The sequence below is a fragment of the Arthrobacter sp. AOP29-A2-19 genome, from assembly GCF_058138025.1.
On the sequence record NZ_CM176894.1, the window covers coordinates 1,580,342 to 1,596,844 of the forward strand.

The following is a 16,503-nucleotide window of genomic DNA, read 5'->3' on the forward strand; positions in this document are numbered from 1 at the left end:
ATGGCGAAGAACCAGCGTTACACGCACGGCAAGCACATCTCGCTCACCGCCACCAAGGCGGTCGAATCCGGCGCCCCAGTGAAAATCGGCCAGTTCGTCGGCGTCGCCCAGACCAAGGCCGCCGTCGGCGAGAAGGTCACCATCTGGCTCGACGGGTCCTACGACGTCACCGTTGTCGGCGCCCTCACCGAAGGCCAGGCCGTCTACATCAAGGAAGCGGACAACACGCTGACCGCAACCGCCACCGGAAACTTCCCGTACGGCGCGGCCATCACGGCCAAGGCCACCGGCTCCGGCATCGCCGAAGTCGCCCCCTTCGGCAAGATCACCACGACCGCCGCACTGGCCTAGGAAGGCAACAAACATGACCATTGATATCCAGACGATCATGGCCAACGAGGGTTTCCGCACTGCACCGCACGTGCGGGACCGCATCCTCGAGGCCGCCAAGCTGTTCAACGAGGGCGTGGCGAACAAGACCTCGTTCGCGCTCGGGCGCCTCACCGAGGCGTTCACCACGTCCGACTTCCCGCACCTCCTCGGCGCGGCGTTCCAGATCCAGGCACGCGACCTGTACGAGAACACCACGCCCGAGTGGCAGGCCCTCGCCCCGATCAAGAATGTCAACGACTTCCGCCCGGCCAAGGACGTCGACGTGTTCGGCGGCCGCGAGTCCTTCGACCTCGTCAAGGAAGGCGAGGAGTACAAGGGCCGGACCCTCGGCGAGTCCGCATTCGAGTTCTCCGCCGTCAAGACCGGTAACACGTTCGGTCTGACGTGGGAGCTGCGGAAGAACAACCAGTTCCACCAGCTGCTCGACTTCCCCGGCCGCCTCGGCAGCGGGGCCCGCGCCACCGAGGACCAGTACGTGTTCTCGCAGTTCGTGTCCGCGGCCGGCCCCAACGCCGCGTTCTTCAACGCCGGCAACGGCAACGCACCGTCCAACAAGATCCTGAACCACGCGAACCTGCTCGCCGCATTCAAGTCGATCGTGGTCCGCAAGGACAAGGACAAGCTGCCGATCAACCTGGCCGGGCAACGCCTGAACCTGGTCGTCCCGCAGACCCTGCAGTTCGAGGCCGAAGCTCTGGTCAGCGAACCCCGCATCCCGGTCGACGGATCCTCGACCGCGACCAAGGCGAACCCGCTGTTCGGCAAGTTCAACGTGGTCGTCTCCTACCGGGTGTCGGTCATCGACCAGTCCGCCAACGCGGCCTCGACCTGGTACATCCTGCCGCCGAAGGAGTCCAAGCACGCTGCGGTCGGCAAGGTCACCATGGTCGGCGAGGAAGACCTCGACATCCGGGTGAAGCGCGATCAGGGCGAGCGCCCGGGCGGCGGCGCGGTCGGCATCGAGGACGGTTCGTTCAAGGACGACACCATCTGGTACCGCGGCCGTCAGGTCACGGGCGGCGCGGCACTGTCCCCGCTGGGCACGTACGCGTCCACCGGCACCACCGAGTAAGACCCCCGGGCGCCGGGGTCAGTTCCGAAGCGGCAAATCAACCGCGTTCTGAACCCCGGCACCCAACCGGCGCGCACCCTGGTCCCAGACGGGGGTGCGCGCCACCCCACACTTACGGAGGACAGCATGGTCGACTTCACCACGGCAATCGGCAAAGTGCGCCTGCTGGTCTCCGACCTGGGCGAACCGCCCCTCATCGGCGACGACATCCTCGCCGGCTACCTCGGCCTGCACGGCTGGGACCTCGACGCCTACACGGCCGACTCGTCCAACGCCGGCGAGCACACCGACCGGATGCTCTGGCGTGCCGCCGCCGATGTCCTCGACGCGATGGCCACCTCAGAGGTCCTCCTCGCGAAGAAGATTCGCACACAGGACCTGTCCACCGACGGGCCCGCCGTCGCCGCAGACCTGCGCAAACAGGCCGCAGTGTTGCGGGGCAAGGCAGACGCGGCCGACGCCGCGGACGACGAGGGGTTCTTCGAAATCATCCCGTTCTACCCCGGCTGTAAACCCGAGGGCGCGGAGCACCGGCTGTGAGCCCCCTACCGGGTTGGCCGGTCCTGCCGGAGGACTGGTCACAACACCACAGGCCTGTAGCGGCGGCCACAATGACCTCACCTTGTGTCATCCTGCGCAGCAGTGCCGAGCCCCCGCCGTATCCGCTGCCGGAAGGCTGGACCGGAGAGCCCGCCATCTGGACCGGTTCGTGCAGACTGCAGCCACTCAAACGCGAGGCCGCACCCGTCCCCGGCGAGCAACCCACGCAGCTGCGCGACTACCTCGCCGTCCTGCCCGTCGAAGTCCTCAACATCGTCCGCGTCGGCGAACGCGGCGACGTCCTCCTCGTTCGTGGGCGCCGATACCAAATCCAGCAGGCCATGCACGGCTCCCAACTCTGGGAAGCCGACCTGATCTGCCAGGACAACCAGACCCAGCAAAACCCGTAGGGGGTAGCCATGACCTTCGACGCTTCGGAGTTCCGCACCCTCGCCTCCGACCTTGGGAAGGGGCCGCGAGCGCTCGGCCAGCTGGCCAGAGTAGCCGTCCGCAAGACCGCGAAGGACGTGCAGGGTTCAGCGAAACAGATCGCCTTCGCGAAGGACGTGATCGACACCGGCAACCTGATCGACAAGATCGGCACCAGCGACCTCCGCGCCGTGAGCACGTCCGGGTCGATCCAAGCCGAGGTCATCGCTTCCGCGAACTATTCGGAGTTCAACGAGCTCGGCACCTCGCGAATGCCGGCCCGACCGTTCATGAGCCCAGCCCTCGACAAGCACGCGCCGGGCTTCGAACAGGCGATGGCGGACATAGCGGAGAGGGCGGCAGGTGGCACCTGACCCGAACGTCCTCCACGCCCGGTACATCGCACTCCTACGGGCGCTCCCCGACGTCGGGCAACGCATCTACGACGGGTATGTGCCCGCCAGCGTCCCCGAAGTCGCCGGCAGGATCCGCCCGTACATCGTTGTCTGGTCCGGTATCGGCAGCGACCTACCTCTTGAGCGCGACCTGACCGGCCTCACGGACACGGGGGTCCTCGACTGGGCGCCGCAAACCAACGTTGTGGCCGCAGACCCCAGCACCTGCCGGATCGTCGCCCAGCAAGCCCGCAGCGCCCTCACCAACCAGCCCATCGGCTCCGGCTGGCTTATGCCAGACCCCGACGGGTTCCGGATCAACGTCCCCATCCAAGACAACCAGGTCACCCCGGCCCGGTTCTTCCTGCCGCTCCCATGGCGGCTCACCACCACATAAGGAGGCCCCCGTGGCAACCCGAAGAGTCACCGAACCGGCCAAAGACACCACCGTCGACGTCGTCACCGAACCCGGGGCCCCGGACGAGGTGGAAGCCACCGAACCGGTAGACCCGCGCCGACTGGTCCACGTCTACGACGCGAACACCGGGGTCAAGGTCGATCGCCCCGTCCCGGCAACCTTCCTCGATGGACGGTTCCCCCAACTCAAAGAAGTTCCATCCAAGAAGGAAGGCCGCTAACCATGGCGCTGAAGATGCTCACCGACGCAAACCGGAAGCTCGTCTACGTACCCACCCTGTCCGACTACCACGCGCCGCCGCTCAGTGAACTGAACGGCGTCGGAGTGCTGGACCTGTCCTGCCTCATCACGCTCGCCGACTACCAGCTGGGCGCCACGGGCAACGCGGAAATCGCCGACCCCGCCCTGTGCGCCTCGAACGAGGTGAAGGCCCCCGGCCTGCCCACCTACGAGGCGGCCACCACATTCTTTCGCTGGAAGGAAACCGCCGACGACAAGGCGTGGACCACGTTCACCAAGTCCGGCATCGGCGGCTACCTCGTGGAGCGCATCGGCCAGATCGCCGAAGGCGAGAAGGCCCACGAGGTGCCCTTCGCGGCAGGCGACGAGGTCCGTGTGTTCGAAGTCCACTCCGGCACGCCCCGCGTCCTGTCGCCGCAGACGGCGTCCTACGAGAAGTTCGGCCTCACCTGGTACCCCCAGGAAAAGATCGACGAACGCGCCATCGTCACGGCCTAACAAGCCCCACAACTGCCGTGCGGGCGGGTAATTCAGGCTCCCCGCCCGCACGGTTCCACCCCGCACCACCCGAGCCTGAACACCCCACAAACATTGGAGCCTGAAACCCATGTCCGAGAACCTGAACCCCGCCACCACCGAACTGGACCTCGACGATTGGCTCGCTGGCGGCCAGCGCAACACCCAACTGGTGAACCTCTACGCCCGCGGAGACCTCTACGCCGACATCGACGCGCTCGAGCGCCAGAAGGTGGACGTCCCAAAGACCGACGAGCTCGACGCCTCTCTCGGCGGCGAGGCCGACCCGAACGCCGACCTGCAGCTGCAGATCGACTCGCTGTGGCAGCAGCTGGGCGCGTCCAAGAAGGAGTTCCGAGTCGCCGGACGCACCACCGAAGAGACGCAGGCCATCGAGGCGGCCATCCGCAAGGAGCTGTCCGCCGAAATCGATGCCGCCGCTGCATTGGGTCGCGCCGAAGGCAAGAAGAGCGCTGACCGCATGGGTATCAAGGCCGTGGAGGACGTCAACCGCATCGTCCGCGCCGGCGCCCTCGAGCACATCGGCAAGCTGGTGGAGTTCGAAGTCGCCGTCCGCACCATCGCCGCGTCCACCACCGTCAAGGTCCGCGAGACGTGGAAGCCCATCACCGCCGAGCAGGTCCGCGCCCTCTACGCGAAGCTCGGCGAAGCGCAGGTCGAACTGCTCGCCCAGGCCGCGTCCCGATCCGCCAACGAGGCACCGGTGGTCACGGTCCCAAAATCATAGAAGCCTTCGCTCGCCCGCGCTGGGCGCACCTTCTACTGGAGGCGCGCACGGCGCGGGAGCAGCGTTGGCCCATCACGGTTCTCCTTGGACGCACACAGGACGGCACCATCAATGACCGGGACCGGCTCATCGCGCTGGCCCTGCGCGCCTACGAAGATTCAATCTGCGGGGGGTGCGGTTTGCCGCACTCCATTACCCGCGGGGACGCCAACGTGGGCCGCGTCGAATGGAAAGACGACGCCATGTGCCACGGCTGCGAACCGCTCGATGCCCTGAAGGACGACAAAAACCGAGAGCAGTGGCCCGGGCAGAAGATCTATCCCGTCGTCAGCTGGGACTAGAAACCGACTGCTCGCGGCGAACGCCAAAGCCGACGATCAGCGTGATCAGGCCGGCGAACGCTACGAGCACGGGAAACCCGGACGGCCCGTCATTGCCCCATGACCCCAGGATGAACGGCGCACTGAATACCAGCATCGCCAGCCCGGTCATGATCGCGTTGTGTCCGCGCTTGTGCCGGACCTTCCCCCCATTTTCAGTCATGGCGCCATTCTGCCATGCCCAACCCACACATAGGGGGTCCCCTTGGCTGCCGAACGCACCGTAACTGTCCGTATCAAGGCCGAATACCGGGCCTTCGAAGCGGACATGAAGGCCGCGGCCCGTGCTGCCAAGCAAGCGGCCGAGGAGACTGAGAAGGCCGGCAAGAAGTCCAGTTCGGCCATGGGCCGACTGCTGTTGGACGCGAAGAACAACGAGCAGTCTTGGCAGACCGCCGGAAACACCATGATGGGCTTCGGCGCCTCCGTGGTCGCCATGGTCGGCCTGTCCGTAGCCAAGTATGCCGAGTTCGAGAAGGCCATGTCCCGGGTGGAAGCGGCGACGCACGAGTCGGCCGGCAACATGGACCTTCTGCGGGATGCTGCAATTCGGGCCGGTGCAGACACGGCGTTCTCCGCGGCAGAGGCCGCGGGCGCCATCGAAGAACTGGCCAAGGCTGGCGTGTCCACCGCGGACATCCTCGGCGGCGGACTAGACGGGGCGCTGTCCCTGGCCGCAGCCGGCGAACTCGCCGTCGCGGACGCAGCGGAAATAGCCGCCTCCGCCCTCACCCAGTTCAAGCTCTCCGGCGACCAAATCCCCCACCTTGCCGACCTGCTGGCCGCAGGTGCGGGCAAGGCGCAGGGTTCCGTGGCTGACCTTGGCGCGGCACTGAACCAGTCCGGTCTCGTGGCTGCACAGACGGGTCTCTCCGTCGAAGAGACCACGGGCGCCCTCGCAGCATTCGCCGCCGCGGGCCTCACCGGCTCCGACGCTGGCACGTCCTTCAAGACCATGCTGCAGTCCCTCTCCCCCAACTCGGACAAGGCTGCCGGCCTCATCGACGAACTAGGCATCAGCGCCTACGACGCACAAGGCCGGTTCATCGGCATGTCCGAATACGCGGGCCTACTGCAGGACGCGCTCAAGGACATGTCCGCCGAACAGCGAAACGCCACCCTCAAGACCATCTTCGGGTCCGACGCCGTGCGCGCCGCCTCGGTCATCTACGAGCAGGGCGCCGCCGGCATCGAGAAATGGGAAACCGCCGTCAACTCGGCCGGCTTCGCAGCGCTCACCGCCAGCATCAACCAGGACAACCTGCTGGGCGACATCGAGAAGCTCGGCGGATCCTTCGACACCGTCTTCATCAAGGGCGGCAAGGGCGTCTCCACCGCGCTGCGCGGCATCGTGCAGGGCGCGGAAGACGTCGTCGACGTCGTCGGCAAGATTCCCGAGCCTGTCCTCAGCACCGGGTTCGCCGTCGCTGGAATAGTCGGCGTCAGCGCACTGGCCGCCGGCGGGCTGATGCGTCTCGTCCCGGCGGCCATCGAGACCGTGACCGCCTTCCAGTCCCTCGGGACCCAGGGCGGTAAAGTCCCCGGCACGCTCGGCAAGATCACCAAGGTCGCAGGCATCGCAGGCATCGCACTTGCCGGGGTAGCCGTCGCAGCCCAAATTCTTGGGCACCGGGAAATCAAGACCACCACCGACTACGCCCAGGCCATGATGCGGGTCGCCGAAGCTGGAGAGAAGGCCAGTTCCAGAGACCTCGACAGCGTGTTCCGCGGCTGGGACGGCATGCTGGGCAAGGGCCCGCAGATCGACTCACTTGCACAAAGCATCGAACGCATCTCCAACCCCAAGTTCGGCGACGGTCTCAACAACTGGGCCGACGACATGTTCGCCTGGACAGGCTGGGCCAAGAGTGACGTCGGCCAAGTGGAGGATCGCCTCTCCGACCTCTCCGACGAAATGGGTTCGCTGGTGGACAGCGGCAACGCAGACGCTGCGGCCGCAAGCTTCCGGGTGCTGGCCGCCGAGTTCGAGGCCAATGGCCAGTCGGCGCAGACCGCCCTGAACTCGCTGCCCGGCTATAAGGACGCACTCGTCCAGGTAGCCACCAACGCTGGCGTGGCCATGACTGCGCAGGAACTGATGAACTACGCCATCACCGGTACCCCACCGGCAGCGGTAGCAGCCGCAGGGGCCGCAGATGAACTCTCCGTGGCCCTTGAGGAAGCCGGAGTGGAAGCCGACGGCGCTGTCCAGTCGCTCGACAAGTTCATGGAGTCGCTTTTCGCACTCGGCGAGGGAACGGCCAGCGTCGCGGCCGCGAAGCGCAATTTCAAGGATTCCATGCGGGAGGTCACCGAGTCCATCAAGGAGAACGGGACCAGCCTCAACACCAACACCGAGCAGGGCAGCGAGAACGAGGCCATGTTGTACGACCTCGGCGAGGCCGCCCGGGCGCAGGCTGAGGCAATGGCCATGGCGGTGGACGAGAATGGCAAGTACGTCTACACGCAGGGCGACGTCCAGAAGTCCCTGTCCGGGTCGTACGATTCCGTCCTGAAGCAGGTGGAAGCGTTCGGGCTCGAGGGCCAGGCCGCTCGGGACATGGCCCGCGACATTATGGGCATTCCCGACGGCGTGTCTGTCGACACGTGGATGAGCGACCAGGCGAAGAAGACCGCCGAAGCCACCACCGAACAGGTCAACCGCATCCCGGAGATGAAGGGCGTCAAGGTAATCGTCACGGAGGACGGCACGGTCGCGGTGACCGCGGCGAAGATCCAAGATATCCGGGACCGCACGGTCAGCACCACGGTGACCGATGAGGGCACCATCATGGAGGTCCAGGGCGGCATCAACGGCGTCTCCGGCAAGAACGAGTTCATCCTTGTGTCCGACGACGGGACCGTGCAGACGGTGCAGGCCCGCATCAACCGGACGACCGGCAAGACCGAGTACGTTCGGGTGACCGATGACGGCACGGTCGCCGGCGTGCAGGGCAGGATCAACTCCCTCAAGGGCAAGACGGTCTCCGTCAACGTGAGCGTGACCCGCTCGGAGACGATCAAGCAGCGGGTGCAGCGGCAGATCGAACCGTTCAGCGGGTCCTACTTCGGCGGCCCCCAGGCAGCCAAGGGGCGGCGGATGCCCGGCCTTACCTTCGGCGGGCGCCTGCCGACCACGGGGTTGGGTACCGACAAGATCCTCGGCGTCAACTCCGACGGCACGCCGTTGGCGTGGGTGGACGACAAGGAATGGGTGGTCAACCGGCGGTCCAGCGACAAGCACAACGGACTGTTGGCGGCCATCAACCGGGACGACTCGAGCGCGATCCGCTCGTTCGCCGGGTTGTCGGGTCTCGCCGGCGGCGGCCGACTCGGCTGGGCGGACGACCAGAAAGCATCAGCGGCACGGGAGTTGGAACGCGCACGGGCCGGAGCCGTTCGGGCACGCAAGTCCAAGTCCGAGAAGGACGATTCGGCCGCCGAAAAACGTCTGGACCGCGCCGAGAAGCGGTACGAGGAAGCCCGGGACCGCCGGGCCCGACTCGCTTCTCAGTCCTTCGACCTGTCCCGCGACCTCAAGCGCGGCAACATCCGGGAGTCGTTCACAAGCGGCAGCGGCATGTCCGTGGTGGACCAGATGTTCGAGCAGTCCCGCAACACGGACCTGTCCAAAAAACAGCGGTCGAACCTCAAGGGCCAGGCGTTCTCCTTCGAGGCGCAGCTCATGTCGCTGGAGAAGAAGGCGAACCGACTCACGAAGGCGCTGGACAAGGCGCGGGATTCCCGCGACGAACTCCGGAGCGTCGTGAACAATGTCCGCGGCGCCGTCGAGGGCACCTTCGATCTCGGCGCCATGGTCGGGCAAGAGGACGCCTACGGATATAAGACGCCCGTCACCAAGAAGACGCTGCTCGCCGCCGGCCGCGAGAAAGCGGCCAGCGCCAAAAAGCTGCACTCGAAGATCAAGGGTCTGCAGAAGAAGGGCTTCGGCCCCGAACTGATCCAACAAGCCATTGACGAGTGGACTTCCTCTGGCACGTTTGAGCTCGCGGACGCCATGCTGTCGATGACCAAGTCCGAGGCGAACGCCCTAGACGCTTCGTTCGATAGCGTCAGCGCTTACGGGCGGTCCACGGGCTTCCGGCTGACGGAGGCCATGCAGAAGGGCGGCCTCCACGCCGCCGAGGGTCTGGTCGCAGGTCTGTACAGCCGGGAGAAGGCTGTGGAGTCGGCGTTCTACAACCTCGGCAAGCAGGCTGAGAAGGCGTTCAAGCGGTCCCTGGGCATCAAGTCGCCTTCGCGGGTGATGATGGGCGCCGCCGACGACACCGTGGACGGCTACACGATCCAGTTGGGCAATCGGCAGAGCGACGTCGACGCGGCCATGGGCACGCTCGTATCGGTTCCCCGCTCCGGGGTCCCGGAGTCGCCCGAGGTCGCACGGTACGGGGCTTCGAGGACCGCGGCATCGTCTGGCATCGACTACAACCAGTTGGCGGCGGCGATGGCGAACGTTCAATTGCACGCCAAGCTGCAGGTCAACGGCCGGCAGGCTGGCACGTTGGTCCAAGAGGGCCGGCGTTTCGCAAACAACCACTAGGAGGGGCCGCGTGTCCGGATTCCTGTTTGGCCCATTGGGCGGCATGGTCCCTTTGGTTAGGGTCCGCCCGGACGTCCAGGTGGAAGTGGAGCGCGGCGGTTCCGAGTTCGTGTCCTCCGGCGGGGTGCGGTATGTGCAACGCGCACGGTACGCGCCCCGCCGCTGGACGCTGGACTGGGGTTGGAAGGACGCCACAGTCGTCCGGTCTCTCACGGCGGCCGCGCAGGGCATCCTGCGCGACTGCTGGCTGTATGACGTGGCCGCGGCCCGCGAGAACATGGTTGCCGCGCACCTGACCACCGGGACGGGGCTGAAGGTGAACGTTGACGGGCTGGCCCTCGGGTCGGTCCCGAGAGGTCACCAGGTATCCGTGCCGCTGCTCGCGAACCGGATGTACGCGGTCAGTGTGTGGTCCGCGGCCGCGGCCGGTACGAACGTCGCCCACTACGATCTCGGCAGCTTTCAGGGCTGGCAGGTCACCGCACCCCCCGGCGCGGGCCCGCGGCAAGCGGTCGCGTTCCTCACGCCGACCGCCGACGTCGTCCTCACCCTCTATGTTCCGGGCACCGCCGGAGTCGCCGACACGGGAGTGTCCGGCATCCGCGTCCATGAGGGGCCACCGGACGGCGCATGGTTCCCCGGCATGGGTACGCCGTGCAAAGTCAGTGTCGCCGACCCCGGCCGCACACTCCAGCTGGTCACCGCCAACGAATCCCGTTCGGCGTTCAACGTCACCCTGTCCGAGGTTGGGAAACCCGGCGTGGTCTAGGAGGCCCTCGTGCAGAGCAAACCGGCAGGGTGGCCCGCCGAGGGCGAGGTCGAGATTGTCCCCGAGGTCTTCCTGGGCTTGACCGGATCCGCATGGCCTCCCGCCCGAGACGACCTGCCAGCCGGCACGGCCCGGGTCGGGTCGTGGAGCGTCGACCGGCAACTCACCGGATCGTCGCTCCCCGGGCAGGTGCGCGGCGCGTCGGGCTTCTCGATCGCCACCGCCTCGGCGTCCTTCCCACAGCCGGAGGGAGCCCCTCTCAGCCCGTGGGGCACCGGGGCCCTGGCGCTGGGAGCCGGCGGATCCTGCAGCCTCTACGCCTCCCACGACGGGCCCGGCGCGGGGCTGTCGCTCGGCAGCTTCGTCGTCGCCCCGATCAGCGGCAGCAACGTCAGCAACGCGGTCAGCCTCGACCTGGACGAGAGCTCCGCCCGGCTCAACCTCCCCTTCAAGCTCGACTGGTACTACGACCCCGCCGTCGAGACCTTCGACGCGGCGTGGGTGCTGAGCCGCATTGCCGAGTCGGCCGGATACCCCACGGACATCGAGCCGACAGGTTCCCCGCTCCGGGGCGTCTTCGGCGTCGCCGGCAACTCCGCCTGGGATGTGGCGCAGAACATCGCCGCCGCGACGATGGGCGCCGTCTGGATCACCGAGGGCGGCGCGTTCACTTATCGGAACCGCGAAAGCCTCCGGGGCACCGGAGGCTACAGCGAGATCATCGAGGCGCAGGACTCCCTCGAGTCGCTCGATTGGTCTGTCGACCCCGCCGAGGTCGCGGACCGTGTCGAACTGACCTACACGCCCTCGGACATTGCCGAGTCACGGGGCACCTCTACGCTCTGGGAGGCCACAGAGACCATCCGCGTGAAGCCCGGGCAAACCGTCATCGTGGGGGCAGACATCACCGGCACCACGGACAGGCTCAGCCCCTTCATCCCCATCTGGTCGTTCAGCGACCCCGAGTTTCCCATCAACGTCCCCGAAACCCAGATGTCCCGTTGGGCCGCAGCGACCAGCAAAGACGGCTCCGGCACACGCCCTTCAAGCGACGCGCTAGGCATCACAGCGAAGATGGTCAGCCCGTCGCGGGTCCGCATCCAGGTCACCAACCGGACGAGTAGCACGCTGTGGCTGGTCGACGGCAACGGCAACCCCTGCCTCATCCTCCGCACGTCGCTGCACATTCAGCCCGGCGAGCCGGTCACGGCGAGCAGCGGGGCCGACGACGAGCAGGCACTCAACCCGCTGTCGGTCGATGCTGGCGGCTGGGTGCAGGACAACAACACCGCGCAGGAGATGCTCGAGTGGCTCACGTCCCAGACCGCCCGGGCCAAGGCGACCGTCAACCAGGTGCGCGTCAAGCCGGACCTCGGCCGGCAACTCGGCGACGTCGTTCTGCTGAAGGACGCCCACACCGAACTCCGGTCCAAGGCGCTCATCACTGGCGTCCACCTTTCCGGCGACGCCGGGTCCTACACGCAGTCGCTCGACTTCGCCCTGCTGGACGTCGTCTTCGCTGACTATGACCGGTGGATGGAGAACAACGGGCTGGACTACGTCTACCAGCTCGACGACTGGCTCGCCCTGCAAGGCTTCACCACGTTCGACCAGTTTGATGAATGGCTAACCAACTTCGGAGGAACCCTGTGAGCACACCACTAACGAGCTCCGCCCCGAGCGCACCAACGCGGAGCAGCCCGCTCCGACCGGTCCTGTCGTTCAGCGAGTGGTTCGGATACATACGCACATGGATCCTGGGCATGTCCCCGGAGGGACTGCCCTACAACTCCGGCTGGATCGCCACGGAGAACCTTGGGGCGGCCATGACCCTCGCCCCGGACTGGACGGTCACGGCGTTCGCCCTGAACCGGACCGGCTTCGACGTCGACATCCAGATGCGGTGCACCTACACCGGGGCAGCCCTCACCGCACCGTCAAGCGGCAACATCGGCAACATCTCGATCGGAACGCTCCAGTCGCAGTACCGGCCCCGCTACATGGCGGGAATGGCGACGGGGCACACTGGGCCGTCGGCAGGCATCGCAGTCTCCTCTGCGGGGGAACTCGCCCTGTCGACGCTGCCGCCCGGCTTCCCCCTGACGGCTGGAACTGAGTTCTCGTTCCAAGGCATGTTCCGGACCGCCTAGATGGGCACGTCCGACCCGTCCGCGCTCCGCGCCCTCGCCGCCCAGCGTGAGATTACAGCCCTACTCACCGAGGTCCTCGAAACCGTGACGGCCCCACCAGCCGAACCTCAGCCTGAATACTTCATCTAAGGAGCCACATCATGGGCCGCAAGATAACCATCAACACCCGCGTCGGCGGTGGCTCCGCTGACGAGGTGGTGATTGGCGAAGCTCTCCTTGAACCTACTTCGATGCACAAGGTCGGAGCCGCCACGGTCTTCCCCGCGCCGACGAAAGTGGCGATCATTAACGGTGCTGCCGAGTTCCCGGACGTGGAACCCTCGCCCGCCGGCCCGCTTCCCGAGTGGTGCTACAAGCTGGTTGTTCGTGACGCTCGGTCTGGCCGCGCATGGTCGAAACCCGTCGGCGTTCCTGCCGGTACGGGCGCGCTGACCTACAACGACCTCACCCTGTTCGAAGCCGTTCCGGCGAACGCAGGACCGAGTTTCGTCGACCTCGTTGGGGAAGCCGTGGAAGCCAAGGAGGGTGCTGCGGAATCCGCTACGTCTGCGGCGTCCTCCTTGGTGCTGGCGCAGCAGTCCGCAACCGCAGCCGCCGCAAGTGCGCAGTTGGTCGGCGCTCCTGCGGGCGCCGCCGTTGACGTCGCAATCAAGCCGGGCGGCGCGGCCAACACTTCACTTCGAACCGCGATCACGGCCGGCACGAGCACCGTCTCTGCGGCGTCCTATGGCGTGGCCGGGAATGGCGTCACGGACGATACCGCGAAGTTGCAGGCGGCACTCGATGCCACCCTCGAGGGGCAGCGTCTCATTATTCCTCAGGGCACCTATAAGTTGACTGCCGAGCTGACGCTTACCGGTAGGTCGATCATCATTGAGGGTTACGGTGCGACGCTCGTCGCCGCTGGAAACCACGGAGTGCTCAACATGAACGGCGCTTATGGTGCCGTTCATGCCGTCACCGGGACCTCTCCGACCACCGTCACATCTGGCGGCGAAGCGGTGTGGACAACGGCCATCTCCCTCTCCAGCACTCCGAACCTTCAGCGTGGCGATGTCGTCAAGATCTATTCCGAAGACATCATCGAAGGTTCGCGGCCAGGCTCGGGTGGGAAGGATTCTCGTCGCGGCGAGTTCGCGGTTGTCGACTCCATCGTCAGCAGCACGGTCACGGTCATGGGTCGTCTTCGCGAAACCTACTCCACGAACGTCCGTCTGGCGAAGATGGAAAACCATGCCGTCCATATCCGAGGACTGCGCCTAACTGCATCACTCTCCACCGCGACGGCAACCCTCGTCGGTTTGATCCGAATGACTGGCCCGACGATGGATGACGTCATTATCGAGCGTGCCGGTGGCGCCGGAGTGACCGTGGTTGGGTGCTACGGGTACACGATCCGCAATCTATCTGTGCTCAACCTCAGCAATGATCCCGTTGCTGGACAGTTCGGCTACGGCGTATTGGACAATTCCTCCTCTTACGGTCGCATCATCGGCCTAAATGCGAGGCATGTCCGCCACGCCTACTCCGACGACTCAAGCCGTATCGTCACGAACTCAAACCCCGACCACTACGGGCGCACCTACGGGGCGCAAATCATCGACTCTGTGGCGCACGGAGCGACCGTGACGGGCTGGGACACCCACCACGCAGCCGAAAACGTCCACTTCATCAACTGCCAGGCCATCAACTGCTATGCCGGGTTCGCGCTGCGAGGCCGCAAGCACATCATCCGTAACGGATTCGTGCGCGGGGGCAAGAATGCCATCAACATCTTCACGGAAGCGGCGGGTTGCGAGTCCTGGGGTCACGACGTCACCAACGTCACGGCTGAGGGCATGCAGGAAACCCCGGTCAACGTCTACCTGAACAGTCACAACAGCGTGCGAGAAACCCGCTCGAGCACCCTCCGTGACCTGCGCATCGACTCGCCGAACTACTTGAACTCGGCAATTAGGTCGCAGAACGGGACGCTGGAACTCTGGGACATTCGGATCGTCTCACCGGCGGAACTGCCAGCCAGTGCCACCGTCATCAGCGGTCAAAATAGCGCGTTCGTCGGCGGCGGCATCACGGTGGACCTGACCGCCAACACGTCGGGAACGCCGATAGCGGTCATCGATACGTCCGCAAATGGGATGGTGCTGCTGGAGCGGATCCGACTGCGCAACACTAGTGCCGCAGCCGCACGATCGCAGATGATCCGCAACACGGTTGGAGACATCGTGAAGCTGCGTGGCGTGGATGTGGACTACCCGCCGGCAACATCTGCCAGCACGTCGACGGGTGACATCGTCTTCGACTATGTCGTGGCATCGGACGGGCGGTCTTCCAGTTCCTTCCAGCAGGGAACCTACGATGTGTCGACCCGAGTCCGTCGATCGTTGGAACCCGTCATTGTGGCGAATATCCAAGCGACAGGCACGAACCCGACACTCGCTCCCCTCCCGGTGGCGCGGCGCGAGGCCCAGATGCTCCGCATCGTCAACATCGGCACCGTCGGCCTCATCATCCCTCACGGAACGGCGACCAAGACCGACCTCGACGGCGACGCGAACAAGACACTCGCACCGCAGAAAGCCATCACACTCGTCTGGAACGGGACCAGCTGGCTAGAGGCCGCGTAGCCCGGAACCAATCAGGGCAGTCATACATGTACCTGAGGGCCCCCGCGCCGAAACGGGCCGGCACGAAAAGAACGATCGCAAGGGTGGCGGCGCTGAGAGAGACCACAAGCGCCGCCACCAACGCGGGCGACTCGACGTAGATCCCAGCCGCGCACAGTGCCACCAGTGCGAACGCGATCACCGGCATGTGCGTCACGTACACCTGTAAGGAACGGGTCCCGAGGAATACAACCGGGGCGGCTCTTGATAGAAGAACGCCTGCCCCAATTCCGGCTAAGCACCCGAAGGCGCGCATCGTTGTGGGGACAAGCGGGGCGGTCATCAACCCTGCCCCCCAAACAACCGCCGAGACTGCGATAAACGCCACCCACAGCGCAAGCCACGCGATGGGCGGCGTAGCCTCGGCAATCGCGAGCAACTGTCGCTTATAGACGACGCCGGCAATGAAGAATACGTACAGGCCCGGTGCCGTCCCCAGTCCGACCCCCAAGAGTCTGTACTGCTCGTCCGAAAGGAGGGGGACTACCAAGTCGAACCAGGCGACTGATGCGGCGGCGGCTAGCGCAACATGAAAACCTGGTCGCAATCGGGACAGCGCCTTCGCTGCTACGAAGTACAGGACAAGGGCCCACAAGAACCACGTCTCACCGTTCGGGCGCACCGGTGCCGCGACCATGCGAAGCAAGTGGGCGGCGACGCCAGTGTCTTGCTGGTTCGGCAGCACGCCGCCAGCGACGAACTTGAACAGGAAGAAAACCGGCTGCCAAGCCAAGTAGATCCAGACGAGACGTGCCAACTTGCCGCTATAGAGACTCTTCCACTCAGAGGTGACCCACCGGCCGGCGAGAAGGCCAGCCGCAACGAAGAACACCGGCATCAGAACGTTCGAGAGCGCGGTATTGAACGCAGTCAAGGCCTCGCTCCGAACGCCGACGTACTCGAACCACAGCGTTGCATGCAGGAAAACGACACACGCGATGGCGATGCCCTTTGACGCGTCCAGCCAAGCCAATCGCTGCATTGTTGCTCCCCCCGGAATGTCAACAGACTCGTGCCAGCCTAGCGGTCCGGCTAAGTGTCGACTATCCGATTTCGCGCTTGCACCAGTCCTCGATCTCCGGACCCATGCCGTCAGGGGCGTGCCACTCTCCGCAGCGCGGGCAGTGGGAGCCCTCCGCGTCATCCATGAGCACGGATTCGAGGTACTGATCTTCTGGCGATTGAGTCATGCCCCAGATCCTAGCGCCCACCTAACCGCCGGATAA

General features: G+C 65.7%; 18 protein-coding genes. 15 read left to right on the top strand and 3 right to left on the bottom strand.

The annotated features are described in order from the left end of the window. The 10 genes from AC3ZJJ_RS07290 to AC3ZJJ_RS07335 all read left to right on the top strand — a co-directional run bounded on the left by AC3ZJJ_RS07290 (nt 1) and on the right by AC3ZJJ_RS07335 (nt 5,092). Nucleotides 1–351 (top strand): DUF2190 family protein, encoded by a 351-nt coding sequence (locus tag AC3ZJJ_RS07290; protein ID WP_489894961.1) that lies wholly within the window; start codon nt 1–3, stop codon nt 349–351. Between the two features lie 13 nt (nt 352–364). Continuing rightward, nucleotides 365–1,465 carry a phage major capsid protein gene (locus tag AC3ZJJ_RS07295; RefSeq protein ID WP_489894963.1) on the top strand — a complete coding sequence of 367 codons (1,101 nt, stop codon included), beginning with the start codon at nt 365–367 and terminating at the stop codon, nt 1,463–1,465. Between the two features lie 126 nt (nt 1,466–1,591). Then, nucleotides 1,592–2,005 carry a hypothetical protein gene (locus AC3ZJJ_RS07300; RefSeq protein ID WP_489894965.1) on the top strand — a complete coding sequence of 138 codons (414 nt, stop codon included), beginning with the start codon at nt 1,592–1,594 and terminating at the stop codon, nt 2,003–2,005. A gap of 71 nt (nt 2,006–2,076) precedes the next feature. Then, the gene (locus AC3ZJJ_RS07305; RefSeq protein WP_489894967.1) at nt 2,077–2,415 is read left to right on the top strand and encodes a DUF6093 family protein; all 339 of its coding nucleotides are present in this window, start codon (nt 2,077–2,079) and stop codon (nt 2,413–2,415) included. A 9-nt stretch (nt 2,416–2,424) separates the two neighbouring features. Next, nucleotides 2,425–2,808, top strand: a complete 384-nt coding sequence (locus AC3ZJJ_RS07310) for an HK97-gp10 family putative phage morphogenesis protein (protein ID WP_489894969.1) — start codon at nt 2,425–2,427, stop codon at nt 2,806–2,808. Then, the gene (locus AC3ZJJ_RS07315; RefSeq protein ID WP_489894971.1) at nt 2,798–3,226 is read left to right on the top strand and encodes a hypothetical protein; all 429 of its coding nucleotides are present in this window, start codon (nt 2,798–2,800) and stop codon (nt 3,224–3,226) included. The genes AC3ZJJ_RS07310 and AC3ZJJ_RS07315 overlap by 11 nt, the downstream gene beginning before the upstream one ends. Nucleotides 3,227–3,236: 10 nt before the next feature. Continuing rightward, the gene (locus AC3ZJJ_RS07320; protein ID WP_489894973.1) at nt 3,237–3,467 is read left to right on the top strand and encodes a hypothetical protein; all 231 of its coding nucleotides are present in this window, start codon (nt 3,237–3,239) and stop codon (nt 3,465–3,467) included. 2 nt (nt 3,468–3,469) lie between these two features. After that, the gene (locus AC3ZJJ_RS07325) at nt 3,470–3,985 is read left to right on the top strand and encodes a phage tail tube protein (RefSeq protein ID WP_489894975.1); all 516 of its coding nucleotides are present in this window, start codon (nt 3,470–3,472) and stop codon (nt 3,983–3,985) included. Nucleotides 3,986–4,094: 109 nt separating this feature from the next. After that, nucleotides 4,095–4,751 (top strand): hypothetical protein, encoded by a 657-nt coding sequence (locus tag AC3ZJJ_RS07330; protein WP_489894977.1) that lies wholly within the window; start codon nt 4,095–4,097, stop codon nt 4,749–4,751. Between the two features lie 179 nt (nt 4,752–4,930). Beyond that, complete coding sequence (locus AC3ZJJ_RS07335; protein ID WP_489894979.1) at nt 4,931–5,092, top strand: hypothetical protein; 162 nt, start codon at nt 4,931–4,933, stop codon at nt 5,090–5,092. Here AC3ZJJ_RS07335 and AC3ZJJ_RS07340 read toward each other — a convergent pair. Continuing rightward, nucleotides 5,079–5,294 carry a hypothetical protein gene (locus AC3ZJJ_RS07340; protein WP_489894981.1) on the bottom strand — a complete coding sequence of 72 codons (216 nt, stop codon included), beginning with the start codon at nt 5,292–5,294 and terminating at the stop codon, nt 5,079–5,081. The two genes, AC3ZJJ_RS07335 and AC3ZJJ_RS07340, sit on opposite strands and share 14 nt — an antisense overlap. 42 nt (nt 5,295–5,336) lie before the next feature. On the opposite strand from AC3ZJJ_RS07340, the gene AC3ZJJ_RS07345 reads away from it, so the two are divergent. The 5 genes from AC3ZJJ_RS07345 to AC3ZJJ_RS07365 all read left to right on the top strand — a co-directional run bounded on the left by AC3ZJJ_RS07345 (nt 5,337) and on the right by AC3ZJJ_RS07365 (nt 15,238). After that, on the top strand, nt 5,337–9,692 hold the full coding sequence (locus AC3ZJJ_RS07345; protein ID WP_489894983.1) for a phage tail tape measure protein: 4,356 nt from the start codon (nt 5,337–5,339) through the stop codon (nt 9,690–9,692). A 10-nt stretch (nt 9,693–9,702) separates the two neighbouring features. After that, nucleotides 9,703–10,461: a hypothetical protein gene (locus AC3ZJJ_RS07350; protein ID WP_489894985.1), complete on the top strand. Its 759-nt coding sequence runs from the start codon at nt 9,703–9,705 to the stop codon at nt 10,459–10,461. A 9-nt stretch (nt 10,462–10,470) separates the two neighbouring features. Continuing rightward, on the top strand, nt 10,471–12,114 hold the full coding sequence (locus AC3ZJJ_RS07355; RefSeq protein ID WP_489894987.1) for a hypothetical protein: 1,644 nt from the start codon (nt 10,471–10,473) through the stop codon (nt 12,112–12,114). 110 nt (nt 12,115–12,224) lie between these two features. Beyond that, the gene (locus tag AC3ZJJ_RS07360) at nt 12,225–12,611 is read left to right on the top strand and encodes a hypothetical protein (RefSeq protein ID WP_489894989.1); all 387 of its coding nucleotides are present in this window, start codon (nt 12,225–12,227) and stop codon (nt 12,609–12,611) included. Nucleotides 12,612–12,751: 140 nt separating this feature from the next. Further along, complete coding sequence (locus tag AC3ZJJ_RS07365; protein ID WP_489894991.1) at nt 12,752–15,238, top strand: glycosyl hydrolase family 28-related protein; 2,487 nt, start codon at nt 12,752–12,754, stop codon at nt 15,236–15,238. Here AC3ZJJ_RS07365 and AC3ZJJ_RS07370 read toward each other — a convergent pair. Both AC3ZJJ_RS07370 and AC3ZJJ_RS07375 read right to left on the bottom strand, forming a co-directional pair. Beyond that, nucleotides 15,195–16,250, bottom strand: coding sequence for an acyltransferase family protein (locus AC3ZJJ_RS07370; protein ID WP_489894993.1), 1,056 nt, complete (start codon nt 16,248–16,250; stop codon nt 15,195–15,197). The two genes, AC3ZJJ_RS07365 and AC3ZJJ_RS07370, sit on opposite strands and share 44 nt — an antisense overlap. A gap of 70 nt (nt 16,251–16,320) precedes the next feature. Further along, nucleotides 16,321–16,467 (bottom strand): hypothetical protein, encoded by a 147-nt coding sequence (locus AC3ZJJ_RS07375; RefSeq protein WP_489894995.1) that lies wholly within the window; start codon nt 16,465–16,467, stop codon nt 16,321–16,323. Nucleotides 16,468–16,503: the final 36 nt, after the last annotated feature.